Source organism: Priestia sp. SIMBA_032, assembly GCF_046535215.1.
Taxonomy (GTDB): domain Bacteria; phylum Bacillota; class Bacilli; order Bacillales; family Bacillaceae_H; genus Priestia; species Priestia aryabhattai.
In genome coordinates this window covers 190,800-203,433 of sequence record NZ_JAWRXD010000002.1, presented here as the reverse complement: position 1 = coordinate 203,433, position 12,634 = coordinate 190,800, and the positions used below count along the sequence as shown (strand labels likewise).

General features: G+C 38.6%; 12 protein-coding genes, 1 tRNA gene and 1 other annotated feature. All 13 genes read right to left on the bottom strand.

The window, feature by feature from the left end:
* Positions 1-25: 25 nt before the first annotated feature.
* The 13 genes from ilvN to SB717_RS06895 all read right to left on the bottom strand — a co-directional run bounded on the left by ilvN (position 26) and on the right by SB717_RS06895 (position 12,608).
* Complete coding sequence (ilvN, locus tag SB717_RS06955; RefSeq protein WP_013059375.1) at positions 26-538, bottom strand: acetolactate synthase small subunit; 513 nt, start codon at positions 536-538, stop codon at positions 26-28.
* Positions 535-2,262, bottom strand: coding sequence for an acetolactate synthase large subunit (ilvB, locus tag SB717_RS06950; protein ID WP_234483702.1), 1,728 nt, complete (start codon positions 2,260-2,262; stop codon positions 535-537). The genes ilvN and ilvB overlap by 4 nt, the downstream gene beginning before the upstream one ends.
* 68 nt (positions 2,263-2,330) lie before the next feature.
* Positions 2,331-2,584 (bottom strand) — a binding site (T-box leader).
* A 319-nt stretch (positions 2,585-2,903) separates the two neighbouring features.
* Positions 2,904-2,977 (bottom strand) — tRNA-Arg (locus tag SB717_RS06945).
* Positions 2,978-3,102: 125 nt separating this feature from the next.
* Positions 3,103-3,615, bottom strand: coding sequence for a metallophosphoesterase (locus SB717_RS06940; protein WP_098622778.1), 513 nt, complete (start codon positions 3,613-3,615; stop codon positions 3,103-3,105).
* A gap of 15 nt (positions 3,616-3,630) precedes the next feature.
* Positions 3,631-4,224, bottom strand: coding sequence for an XTP/dITP diphosphatase (locus tag SB717_RS06935; RefSeq protein WP_045291114.1), 594 nt, complete (start codon positions 4,222-4,224; stop codon positions 3,631-3,633).
* Positions 4,225-4,233: 9 nt separating this feature from the next.
* Positions 4,234-4,980 (bottom strand): ribonuclease PH, encoded by a 747-nt coding sequence (gene rph, locus SB717_RS06930; RefSeq protein WP_410903506.1) that lies wholly within the window; start codon positions 4,978-4,980, stop codon positions 4,234-4,236.
* Positions 4,981-5,114: 134 nt separating this feature from the next.
* A complete protein-coding gene (locus SB717_RS06925) occupies positions 5,115-6,200 on the bottom strand; it encodes a GerMN domain-containing protein (RefSeq protein WP_074677694.1) in 1,086 nt (361 codons plus the stop codon).
* A gap of 112 nt (positions 6,201-6,312) precedes the next feature.
* Positions 6,313-7,107: a glutamate racemase gene (racE, locus tag SB717_RS06920; protein WP_074677696.1), complete on the bottom strand. Its 795-nt coding sequence runs from the start codon at positions 7,105-7,107 to the stop codon at positions 6,313-6,315.
* Between the two features lie 10 nt (positions 7,108-7,117).
* Complete coding sequence (locus SB717_RS06915; protein ID WP_074677698.1) at positions 7,118-7,561, bottom strand: MarR family winged helix-turn-helix transcriptional regulator; 444 nt, start codon at positions 7,559-7,561, stop codon at positions 7,118-7,120.
* A gap of 211 nt (positions 7,562-7,772) precedes the next feature.
* Positions 7,773-8,387 (bottom strand): PH domain-containing protein, encoded by a 615-nt coding sequence (locus SB717_RS06910; protein WP_013085147.1) that lies wholly within the window; start codon positions 8,385-8,387, stop codon positions 7,773-7,775.
* 113 nt (positions 8,388-8,500) lie between these two features.
* Complete coding sequence (locus tag SB717_RS06905) at positions 8,501-9,499, bottom strand: inorganic phosphate transporter (protein ID WP_071270392.1); 999 nt, start codon at positions 9,497-9,499, stop codon at positions 8,501-8,503.
* 15 nt (positions 9,500-9,514) lie between these two features.
* Positions 9,515-10,147, bottom strand: coding sequence for a DUF47 domain-containing protein (locus SB717_RS06900; RefSeq protein ID WP_029711160.1), 633 nt, complete (start codon positions 10,145-10,147; stop codon positions 9,515-9,517).
* A gap of 442 nt (positions 10,148-10,589) precedes the next feature.
* Positions 10,590-12,608 (bottom strand): penicillin-binding transpeptidase domain-containing protein, encoded by a 2,019-nt coding sequence (locus SB717_RS06895; RefSeq protein ID WP_410903505.1) that lies wholly within the window; start codon positions 12,606-12,608, stop codon positions 10,590-10,592.
* Between the last annotated feature and the right edge of the window lie 26 nt (positions 12,609-12,634).

Here is a 12,634-nt window from a genome sequence, read left to right as displayed (position 1 = left end):
TTACTTGGTTAGTAACTAGCTAGAATTAAATGATTGATGAAAGTTTGGCTGCTGCTTTTTGCGTGCCGCGTGGAACAGCTACTGTTCCCGTGCGCGTTACTTCTTTTAATCCATAAGGCTGAAGCAGATCAATCATCGCTTCAATCTTGCTGGATTCACCTGTTACTTGAATAATTAAGCTGTCGCGGCTTACATCAATGATGGTTGCACGGAAAGGTTCAATTACTGCATAAAGTTCGTTACGGCTCGCTGGGGTAGAGGCTACTTTCATTAAAGCAAGCTCTCTTGATACCACCGCTTGATCCGTAATATCTTGAACCTTCAAAACGTCAATCTGCTTATTTAACTGCTTAATCACTTGTTCAGCAGCGTTATCATGCTCTACGTTCACAACAAACGTCATGCGTGATACATCTTCAGATTCAGTGTGACCTACCGAAATACTCTCAATATTGAAATTTCTTTTTGTAAATAACCCCGTCACGCGATTTAATACGCCCGCACGGTTTAATACAGTTGCTGTAATAATTCGCTTCATGGTTTCACCCCTACCATTTCATGTAATCCTTTTCCAGGTGCAACCATTGGATATACGTTTTCTTTAGGTGCGACAAAGAAGTTTAGTAAAACAGGTCCATCTGTTTCCATTGCTTCTTTCAGAGCCGCATGCGCTTCTTCTTCAGTAGAAGCTTGTAAACCTTTGATATCATAAGCTTCTGCAAGCTTCATTAAGTTAGGCTGATTCGGAATTAAAGAGTGCGAGTAGCGTTCTTCATAGAAGATTTCCTGCCACTGACGAACCATACCAAGCGATTGATTGTTGAGTACAACCACTTTTACAGGTAAATTTAATTCTCTAATAACCCCTAATTCCTGAAGCGTCATTTGAAATCCACCGTCACCAACGACTGCTACAACTGTTTTATCTTTATTTGCCAGCTGAGCGCCGATTGCAGAAGGTAATCCAAAGCCCATGGTGCCAAGACCACCTGAAGTTACCCATCGATCTGGATTATTAAATGTGTAGTATTGAGCTACCCACATTTGATGTTGCCCAACGTCCGTTGTAACAACGGCATCTCCATTTGTATACTTGTGAAGCAACTCAACTACTTTTTGTGGTTTTAACACGTCTGCTGAGTTCTGATACCACAATGGATATTCTTGTTTCCACGCTGCTAATTTCTCATGCCATTTCGTATAATCTCCAACTTCTCCTTCTTGCAGAAGCAATTGCTTTAATACTTCTTTTGCATCTCCAACAATTGGAATCTTGGTTGGAACATTCTTTCCAATTTCCGCTGGGTCGATGTCAATGTGAGCAATTTTTGCATTTGGTGCAAAATGCTTTAAGTTACCTGTTACTCGGTCATCAAAGCGTGCACCGATACTAATGAGAAGATCACTCTCATAAATTGCCATGTTTGCTGTGTACGTTCCGTGCATGCCAGCCATTCCTAAATGAAGCGAATGATCTGCAGGGAAACAGCCTAATCCTAAAAGCGTATTGATAACCGGAATATTTTGACGCTCAGCATAATTTTTTAATTCTTCTGAACCTTTACTCAATAACACTCCCGCACCTGCTAGGATAACAGGTTTCTTTGCAGCTGCTACTGCGTCTGTTAACTTTTTGACCTGCAGCTGATTTGGAAAATAAGTTGGCTGATAGCCAGGTAAATCAATTTCTCCTTCGTAATTAAATGTTCCATCACCCTGTGCCATATCTTTTGGAATATCGATTAAGACTGGACCAGGTCTTCCTGTTGTCGCAATATGAAATGCCTCTTTGATGATTCTCGGCATGTCGCTGATATTGCGTACTTGATAGCTATGTTTCGTAATTGGCATTGTGATTCCTAATACATCTGCTTCTTGGAACGCGTCAGAACCAATTACACTTGAAGCTACTTGACCAGTAAAAACAACTAAAGGAAGTGAGTCAATCATCGCATCTGCCAAACCTGTTACGATATTTGTTGCACCAGGACCACTTGTTGCGATAACTACACCGGGTTTACCTGAAATTCTTGCGTACCCTTCTGCTGCGTGAATTCCACCTTGTTCGTGACGAGCAAGTACGTGGAACATTCCTGAACCGTATAGCTTATCGTAAATCGGTAAAACGGCTCCCCCTGGGTAACCGAAGATGACGTCAACATTTTCTCTTCTTAGAGATTCAATCAACATGTCAGCTCCATTCATTTGTGCCCCAGTGCTTACAGGTTCTTTCGTTTGCATATTGGCTCCCACTTTTCTCATCCTTTCGTTTTCTAGATAAAAGAAAAAAGACTTCTCACCCCTAAATAGACCCTATCAAATGATATAGGTCAAGGGGCGAAAAGTCTTTTGTACTTTACGCGGTACCACCCTCGTTTGTAATCGTAATGATTACCTTATGAATGTATACTGTACATTCTTTTTGATAACGAGTGCTTTGGAAGTACACTCGGTCGCCCTTACTGAATTTCAGGGTGACACTCTGAGGTGAGTTCATTTTGAGTTGGTAACGCCGGCTTCCAGCAACCCGACTCTCTGTTGATACCTAAACATCAAAACTACTTATCCTCTTCAACGTTTTAAAACGCTATATGCTTTTTGAACAATGCTTTACACATCATATTTTAAATTAATTAAAATTTTTAGAAAACTTATATTTGAGGACTATCTTACGCCCATTTCTATGCATAGTCAACCACTTTTCAAGTTTTTTTTAGACAATTTAGACTAAACAGAATATTTGAATGCGTTTTCATTATTGATGTAATAAGGGTTTACAGCAGTTCAAAAAGTTTTTCTGAAACGCGCATTTGTACACACTGAATGAACAAACATTCACTTTTAAAATAAATAAAAAAATCCCGGCTTTTACTAAAAAGTAAAAGCCGGGATTTTTTTCTCGACGTCCCAGGAGAGATTCGAACTCCCGACCGACGGCTTAGAAGGCCGTTGCTCTATCCTGCTGAGCTACTGGGACATAATGTTAAAGTGTATCAAAGACAATACCTATTATATTCAAATATAATTTAAAAGTCAACGTTTTTTTGAAATTTTATGAGAAGAGAGGTAAAAAACCTTCTCTTCTCCCTATATTTGGCTATATTATGCTGAAAGTGTACAGGTTAACTGCATGCTAGGAATATGTTTACCGCTTATATCGTAAAACTGCACGGTAGCTTCTGTACCATCCATTACTAGTATAGCATACGTACACTCTTTTCTCATACGAGGAAGTAACATACTTCCTGGATTGATAAATAAAACTCCGTCCATGAGCTCAGCTCCCGCTATGTGAGAATGCCCAAAGCAAACAACATTCGCCCCGACTTCTCTCGCTTTGTAATGCAGATTCATCATAGACATTTTAACATTATATAAGTGACCGTGTGTAACCAGACACGTAGCTTCTCCAAGCGACTCTACTCGATCATTAACGTAAGATGCATCGTAGTCACAATTTCCTCGAACGCCTAAAAACGCAGACATTTCTTTGCTGTCTTGCGGCAACTCAGAGTCCCCACAATGGATCATCTTATCTACATCAGCATGTCTCTCTCTGATAGTGAGCAGTTCTTCTTGTAACCCGTGGCTATCGCTTACAATTAATAGTTTCACACGTCATCACTCCTTCTAAAATTGCGCATCAATTAGCGGTGCTAGTTTTTTTAACGCATTTGCTCGGTGACTAATCTGATTTTTTTGTTCTTTAGACAATTCTGCCATGGAGCATCTCCATTTTTCTACAAAGAAAATAGGATCGTACCCAAAACCGTTTTCCCCTCTTTTTTCCTCCAAGATGTGCCCTTCACATGTGCCTTCTACAATTTCTGTTCTTTTTCCGGGCACTGCAATAGCAAGAGCACAATGAAAGCGTGCCGTGCGCTTTTCAAACGGCACGTCATTTAATTTTTGAAGTACCTTCTCTATATTAGCATTATCATCTTTATTTTCACCAGCATAACGCGCGGAATAAACGCCTGGCTCCCCGTTTAAGGCATCTATAGCAAGCCCCGAGTCATCGGCAATGACCGGCTTATTTAATGCGAATGAAATGGCCTCTGCTTTTAGCGTCGCATTCTCTGCAAATGTAACGCCCGTTTCTTCCACGTCTTCCATCTCAGGAAAATCAAGAAGCGATTTCACTTGAAATCCCTTTGGTGAGAAAAGTGTTTCAAAATCTTTTACTTTGCCTGCATTTTTAGTTGCAATAATGATTTCACGCACGTTAATCCCTTACCTTTCTTTAACCGGAATGTAAGCAGTCAGGTGATCAAGAACTTCCTTTTGCTGTTCAATCAATTGATAAACACCCTTTTCCCCTAAATCCAGAAGATGGTTTAACTGTTCTCTCGAAAACGTCGATTCCTCTCCCGTTCCCTGTAATTCTACAAACTGTCCGCTTCCTGTCATCACAATATTCATGTCAACTTCCGCTGTCGAATCTTCTTCATAATTTAAATCTAAAATCGGATTTTCTCCATGAATACCTACTGAAGTCGCAGCTAAGTAGTCACGAATAGGAATTTCTGTTAGCTTGTTCTCTTTAACCAGCTTTCCAAACGCTAAAACCATAGCCACAAAAGCACCTGTAATCGATGCTGTTCTTGTTCCGCCATCTGCTTGAATAACATCACAATCAATCCAAATTGTCTTTTCTCCGACCTTTTCCAGGTCGACTACAGAACGCAGAGCTCGTCCGATTAGACGCTGAATTTCCATTGTTCGTCCTGTGACTTTACCTTTTGATGATTCACGTATATTTCTTTGTGCCGTAGCTCGAGGCAGCATAGAATACTCAGCTGTAATCCATCCTTTTCCTTGTCCACGCATAAAAGGAGGCACTCTGTCGTCTATGCTTGCTGTACAAATAACCTTTGTGTCTCCCACCGAGATTAATACAGATCCTTCTGGGTGCTTTAAGTATGAAGTATGAAGAGATACAGATCTCAATTCATTAAGTTCCCTACCGTCCAAACGCATTAAGCATGTCCTCCTATTAATTCATTTATATGTAATAGCTTCTTCCATTTTAACTATAAAACAGCGGAAAGAGGTCGCTATTTCAGCAGACCTCTTTCTACTTAGTCCTTTACTAGTATAACAAAAATTTGTTTTTAAAAACTACCTGTGTTCACATTTTTAGGTCTTGAAACCGGCTCCGTTAACTTTTTCCCTTTTTCATCTTTTAGCGTTTTTTTGCCATTCACCTTAATGGCAACGCTGTCTACGGCTTTTTGTTCCGTCAGGGATAACACCAAGGAGTCGAGAACACGCTGAGAAATTTCCGTTCCTTTTAAATTTCCAAAGATGTTTTTATTAAAGTTCAGCGTTAACTCGCCGTCCGCATACTTTGGAGCTGCTACGAGCTTTGCATCAGGATTAAAGTCTGTCACTAAACCTGATGCAGGCGCAGGTCCTTCTACAAGTTCGTTCACAATTGCCGTGTACATATCTTTGTCATCAGAAGCAATTCTTTTTGTGACAGGAACATAGTAAGTTTGTTTGCCCTCTTGAGCTAAGTAATAAATCGTAACTGGCTTCGTTTGGGTTACGTCAACTACTCCAGTATTATCAAAGTTAATACCATCTGCTCTGCTTAACCCTTTACTGATTGGCGTATGATTTACAGGCATCTCGTCTTTATCATAGCCGTTAATGCGAATTTTAACTTTATTTACGCCTTCAAACTGCGTCAGCGTCCAAGTGACGGCCTGCAGGATACGGAGTTCATCTTCTTTTTTATACTCAGCAAATTCAGGTGAAAAATCTGCTACCATCGTGCCGTCACTTTCCAGCTTTGTCCCTAAAACTCTTGTATCAGCAGGAAGAACCGCTCGGAAATTATTTGGCAATAAGTTTGTGACGGGTCCACCTTCTACTAAATATTCAAGAGACTGTTTAGCGACACCTTTTGATTTAGGAATTTCAAGCGTCTGGGGAACAACGTACCCGTTTTTATCAATTAAGTAGAGTTCTCTTTTGGTAGGCGCAGATGTTTCTGCCGCTTTACTTTGTTTTTTATTAGCTTCCGTTACTTTCGCTTCAGTCGCTAATGATTTTTCATCTTTCACATAGGTGACATCCTTGGGCGGATCAATTTCCTTTGCTGCGTTATCCCCTCCGAAAAGTCCACAGCCGGATAACAACACAGATGTGGTCACCACGGCGGATATGAGAACAAATTTGGTCTTTTTGGACATTCCTTTCCCTCCTCAGACTGTTTGTACTACTATGTATACGAGCTTATTTGCATTTTAGACCAGCTCAAAAAAGTTTTTGATCACAAAAAAACCGAGCATGATATGCTCGGTTTTAAAGCTTGATATGTTCAACATTATATACAGGGTGCTCAAACCATTTAGATGCAATGGATTGAAACAGTTCTGTTGATCCTGTTGTATAGAAGTAGTGTTCAGGCTCCATGTTTCTAGGAGCTAGTAAATTGCTATAAGAAAGAATAGCACTTACCTCTATTGCCGTTTCTTCACCAGAACTGATTAACTGAACTCGAGGCCCAATTGCTTCTTGAATAACTGGCTTTAATAACGGATAATGCGTACAACCTAAAATAAGGGTATCCATATCTGTATGATAAAAAGGTTTTAATGTTTCTTTTACAATTCGCTGCGCTTCCGGTCCTTCATAATTACCGCTCTCTACAAGAGGTACAAACAAAGGGCATGCTAAATTTTCCACTTCTACTCTCGTATGAAGAGCGCGGAGTGCATGTGTATAGGCTTGACTTTTCACGGTTCCGTTTGTGCCGATTACGCCTATTTTATGATTTTTAGTTACTTTAAGCGCAGCGCGTGATCCTGGTTCAATAACGCCTATAACCGGAATATCAAGCTGTTGTTGAATTTCATCGAGTACAACTGCCGTAGCTGTATTGCACGCAATGACAAGCATTTTAATATCTTTAGCTAGTAAATAATTAGTCATCTCCCATGTGAAAGCTCGTACTTCTTCACTAGGACGGGGACCGTATGGGCAGCGGGCTGTATCTCCAATGTACATAATTTGTTCTTTCGGAAGCTGTCTCATAATTTCCTTTGCTACCGTTAATCCGCCCACACCTGAATCTATAACACCAATTGGTCTACTCAAAACAATCGCCTCATTTTTCTTTCATTTCATCATGCAATTTTCGTAACGTTAATCGTAAAACTTCCGTTTCACTAGGAGAGAAGTTTGCCAGTACGCCATTTAAATACGTTTGTCGCTTTTCAATTACTTCTTCGATAACACGTGCTCCTTCAGGAAGCAAATGAATACGCACTACGCGGCGGTCTTTTGGATCTTTCACCCGAACCACCAACTTATTTTTTTCCATACGATCTACTAAATCTGTCGTTGTACTACAAGCGAGAAAAATACGATTTGATAAATCGCCAATCGTCATATCTCCACGTTCAAACAGCCACTGCAAAGCAATAAACTGAGGTGGCGTAATCGTATAATCTTCTAAAATTTCTCTTCCTTTTTGCTTCACAATCGCTGCAATATGTCGAAGTGACTTTTCTAATTCTGCCACTGTATCCTCATTATTTTTTGCTGTCATACCGTAATCCTTTCCACCTATAAGTCTTATTTTCTATTATTTCTTTCAGTTAAACCCGTCTCTACTGTTTCTCTTTTCTATTTTATATTGTGCTCTTTTTTCGGTGATTTTTCAAGGTTAACATGAGGATTCTACGACGTTCATCATAAGTCTACATACTCTCATTCAGCATCAAAAAACAGCTGCTCTATAAAAGGAGCAGCTGTTTCTATTAATTATTGATATACAGCTCGAAAACTGAGCTGAAATCTTTTGTTGTGTAGGCTGTTTTTTTATCTAATAACCAAGAAAACGCAGCTTCGTTAATTTCTTTAAATTCACTAGCAACACTTCCACTTGTATTTCTTGTACTGCTTAGTGTAGAAGAAGCTAGCTGAATGCTTTGTTTAGCAAAATCGAGCGCAATTTCATTTTCACGCGTTATTTCAGACATTTTAAACAGCGCTTTATATAAATCTTTTACCTCTTCTATATGCTTTTTGTGTACATCGATAGAAAAAGTTTCCGAGCCAATTTTAAATTTAATTTCCACATCTAAATCGACAGTTCCAGCCGTTTCTAGCATCACGTTTGAAATGTGATTTGTGCTGTAGTTATAGCGGCGAAGCATTCGCTTTTTACTTGTAGCACTTGTTCCATCAAGGTGAATGAGCGCTTTATTGGTAAAGCAATATTCATCTGACTTTGATTTGATTAGAAAATAAATTTTTTCTTGTTCTTCATGCATAACGTAATCGTCTGCATCTACCTTGTCATAATCAACTGGCTTAATAACAGAACCAATATCACTTAGCCCCAATACATCAGCAGCTACTTTTCCAAACATTTCCCCATCTCCCTTTTAAAAACGATTGTGTTATTTTCATGCTTTAAGTGTACTGTGCAAATGAGGGGATGTAAATAAAAAAAGGAGCTTCTTTACAAGAAGCTCCACATTTATTAAAACAACAAATTTAAAATCATATAGATAAGTGCAGCTAATGAAGCTGAAATTGGCAATGTGATAACCCATGTAATCACCATGCGCTGTGCAGTTCCCCATTTTACACCTTTCACTCGGTGAGCAGAACCTACACCTAAGATAGAAGATGAAATAACATGAGTAGTACTGACAGGTAAATGAATAAACGTTGCTCCAAAGATAATGGCAGCACCTGTTAAGTCCGCAGCTACTCCATTAACAGGACGAATTTTCATAATTTTACCGCCGACGGTTTTAATGATTTTCCATCCGCCAATTGACGTTCCAAGCCCCATTGCGACCGCACAAGCCAGCTGTACCCACCACTGAATATCAGTACCGCTTTGCATATTATTAGCAATAAGCGCTAGCGTAATGATACCCATTGCTTTTTGCGCATCATTCGTACCGTGTGTGTAAGACTGTAGGGCTGCAGTCAGGATTTGAACGCGTCGAAAACGCTTATTCGTTTTCGTCAAGTTATGGTTTTTAAACGTTAGTTTGATAATCGTATAGACAATATAACCTACTACAAAGGCTAGAACTGGTGAAATTAGAAGGGCTTCAATGATTTTGATGAAACCTTTGTAATTTAAAGCACCAAATCCAGCAGCTGCAATAGCTGCTCCTGCAATCGATCCAATAATTGCATGAGAAGAACTACTCGGGATACCAAAATACCATGTGATTAAGTTCCACGCGATAGCAGAAATTAATGCTGCTAAAATAACGACAGAACCGTTTTGAAGCGTATAAGGATCAACGATATCCTTTGTAATCGTTTTGGCTACGCCCGTGAACGTCATAGCACCGACAAAGTTCATGGTTGCAGCTAAAAGAATTGCATGTCGCGGTTTTAAAGCTTTGGTTGAAACAGAAGTCGCAATGGCATTAGCTGTATCGTGAAATCCGTTGATAAAGTCAAAACCAAGTGCACCAACTACAATTAGAATGGTTAATATTAGCATCGAATCCATTATAATATAGCCCCGTTACGCATTCTTCATAATAACTGATTCTAAGTTGTTCGCAACCGTTTGACAATAATCCGCGATTTCTTCTAGCGTTTCATAAATTTCTTTATATTGAATAACTTTAATTGGATCTTTACATGTTGCAAATAATTGTTTTAGTGCACGACGATATAATGTATCACAATGTGACTCATACTCTTTAATTTTAATTGCATGCTCGCTAATTTGAAGAAGCTTTTTCTCAGACAACAAATTAATCGTAATTAAAATTTCTTCAGCACAGCCTTGAATATTTTTAACAAATTCAGCTACATATTCATCAAATGTCGTAATTGAATGAATTTCCATTAAAGCAGCAAAGCTGTCGATGCCATCAAGTACATCATCCATACTCATCGCTAGCTGTAAAATATCTTCACGCTCAATTGGAGTAATAAATGCTTTGTTCAACTCAGTAATCACTGTATGCACGTATTTATCACCTTTTGATTCATACGCTTTTAAAACGTTGGCAAATTCCTTTAGGTCAGATACATTTTGAAGTTCAAAGCTGCCTAAAAACTCCGCTGAGTCCTTAATATTTTGGGCAATGTCCATTAACATTTCAGAAAACTTGTCTTTTTTTCTTTTGATCACGTTGCAATCCTCCATCCAATTTATCGAAACTTTACCACTCGTTTTTTCTCTCTATCTTTTTATATGTGTTCTAGTTTCTTTTTTCATTTAAAGTAATGGATAAAACTTAGCTGTTCATTACTATAACGAGAGAAACCACCTCTCTTGTGTATCAAAAAATTCTAAAAAAACAAACGTTTACCAGAGCAAAAGTCCCAAAAGATGGTTCTTTCACCTATAGGTTATGCGATTCATTTTTTTACGCCAAGTCAAAAATTACTCCTATTATTGTTAATTGTCAATAACTTTTCAAACACATTTTTTTAGGCTTCTTTACAATACATTAACAATAATACGTTGATTCCTTTTAAAATAAGGGTTTTCAGAGCTTGTATAAAACTGGGATTTACAAAAACTTAACATTAGTGCCCTTGTGTAAATAATAAAAGCCAGCTCTTTTAGAACTGGCTTTTATTATTTACTTATTATATTGCTGAAATACATTTTTTACTTTCGGCACGACGTAATGACTTCCGCCTTTATCTTCTACCCCTTCAACCATCATTGAAACGAGTAAGTTTTTCTGTTTTGTGTCCACAGCTACAAACCATCCATTTTCCTGACCTTTTTCACCTTGAGTTTTCTTTAGCTCTGCCGTTCCAGTTTTTCCAGCCAGGGTTAACCCATCTATCTTCGCAGCATGCCCCGTACCGTTTTTATCTTCAATGACATCAACTAAATCATTTTGAATTAATTGCGCCGTTTCTTTAGATATTACTTGTTTTTTCCATATCCCACTCTCATCACCGTTCATAAGAATAGGCTTTACTATGTTTCCATCGTTTACAATCGATGTATACATCAATGCCAAGTGGAGAGGATTCACTTGCAGTTTCCCCTGGCCATAGCCAGAGTTTGCTAATACTCCCTCATCTTTAATATCTTGATCACCTGCAATTTTAGACGTTTCAAAAGGATAATTAACAGGCATTTTTTGATTGAACCCAAACTGTTTTAAACCACTGTTAAATTTGTCTAAACCTAGCTTCAAAGCAGTCTGCGCAAAATAAATATTATCAGATGTAACATAAGCATCACGTAAATTAACATTCGGTTTGCTGCCCACTCGTGTTACGTAGAAATTTCCCCAGCTTTTATCTTTCTGCCATTTCTTCCCGCTGATTGATATACTTTCGTTCGGATTTACTACACCTTCATCAACTGCTAAAGCTCCCGTGACTAACTTAAATGTAGATCCCGGAGAATACGTTTTGGTAAAGCGATTCATTAACGGCTTATCCGGATTCGTTGAAAGGGATTGATACGTATTAGCATCGATTCCAAAAGAAAAAGAATTCGGATCAAAAGCTGGCGTGCTTACAAGACCTAATATTTCTCCCGTTTTAGGTTGAAGAGCAGTAGCTACTCCTTTTTCATCTTTTAACTGTTCATAAAGGGATTTTTGAACATTCGTGTCTACCGTAACTTGAATGCTTTCCCCGTCCTTTGGATTCACTTTTGCAATTTCATTCTTTTTATTACCGTCTTTATCTACAGTATAAATCGTGACGCCGTCTCGAGCACGAAGCTTATCTTCATATAAAGACTCTAAGCCGATCATTCCAGCTTTAGACTGAGCATTATAGCCTTCATCTTTATGCTCTTTTAAATATTCCGCTGTGACAGGCGCAACGTATCCAACTAAATGAGCACACGCTTCTTCACAAGGATATACGCGTGCATTTACCTTTTTTTGTTGAATGCCTTCTACTTTTTTCAAAGAATTCTCTAAATTAGAGGCATCTTTTTGACTAACTGTTTTAATAGGAACAAATTGATTCTCTTTCACCCAAGAAGCGCTTAGTGCTTGATTAATACTTTTTTCTGAAAGAGCAAGAGTCTTGCTTAATTGTTGTATCGCTTGCTGGCCCCCTTTAGAAAACTGCTGGGGAACAACTCCAACTTGAATCGCTTCTCCGTTTTGAGCTAAATATTTCCCTGAACGATCCATAATTTCTCCACGTACAGCTGACTGAGTAGCTACTCTTACTTGCTCTCCTTGCTTAAGTCCTTTAAAAATCATATTAGGCTTCCAATTAATATACCAATTCTCTGTATCCCCTTGTTTTTCTTGAACCACAGCAGCATTTTCTTTAAATGAGATTTCACCGGCTACAGAGTTCATGTTTACTTCAAAAGGTAAAACAGCTTTATGGTCTTTTATTTCTAAGTCTTCTATTTCACTTGCCTTCACTTTCAGCTTGTCCGCTTCAATTGCATCATAGATATTTTTATATCGATTTACAAAGTCTTTTTCTGAAATCGTCTTTTTAGCATCCTTAGACAAGTATCCATACATGCCTTCAAAATCTTCTTTATTCCACATGGCTACATATTTATCAAATCGATCCTGTGCTTTCTGTTGATCATTTGAGCAACCGGCAGTTATTAGTAAGAGAATTGCCATAGTAAAAAATAGCCACCCAATTCGTCTCATGATGATTTTCCCCCTTTTTTCAATAC

Coding starts and splice junctions, on each gene's coding strand:
- ilvN (WP_013059375.1), bottom strand. CDS start 538: ATGAAGCGAATTATTACAGCAACTGTATTAAACCGTGCGGGCGTATTA.
- SB717_RS06900 (WP_029711160.1), bottom strand. CDS start 10,147: ATGGAGGATTGCAACGTGATCAAAAGAAAAAAAGACAAGTTTTCTGAA.
- rph (WP_410903506.1), bottom strand. CDS start 4,980: ATGCGTTTGGACGGTAGGGAACTTAATGAATTGAGATCTGTATCTCTT.
- SB717_RS06905 (WP_071270392.1), bottom strand. CDS start 9,499: ATGGATTCGATGCTAATATTAACCATTCTAATTGTAGTTGGTGCACTT.
- SB717_RS06915 (WP_074677698.1), bottom strand. CDS start 7,561: ATGACAGCAAAAAATAATGAGGATACAGTGGCAGAATTAGAAAAGTCA.
- SB717_RS06925 (WP_074677694.1), bottom strand. CDS start 6,200: ATGTCCAAAAAGACCAAATTTGTTCTCATATCCGCCGTGGTGACCACA.
- ilvB (WP_234483702.1), bottom strand. CDS start 2,262: ATGAGAAAAGTGGGAGCCAATATGCAAACGAAAGAACCTGTAAGCACT.
- SB717_RS06895 (WP_410903505.1), bottom strand. CDS start 12,608: ATGAGACGAATTGGGTGGCTATTTTTTACTATGGCAATTCTCTTACTA.
- SB717_RS06910 (WP_013085147.1), bottom strand. CDS start 8,387: ATGTTTGGAAAAGTAGCTGCTGATGTATTGGGGCTAAGTGATATTGGT.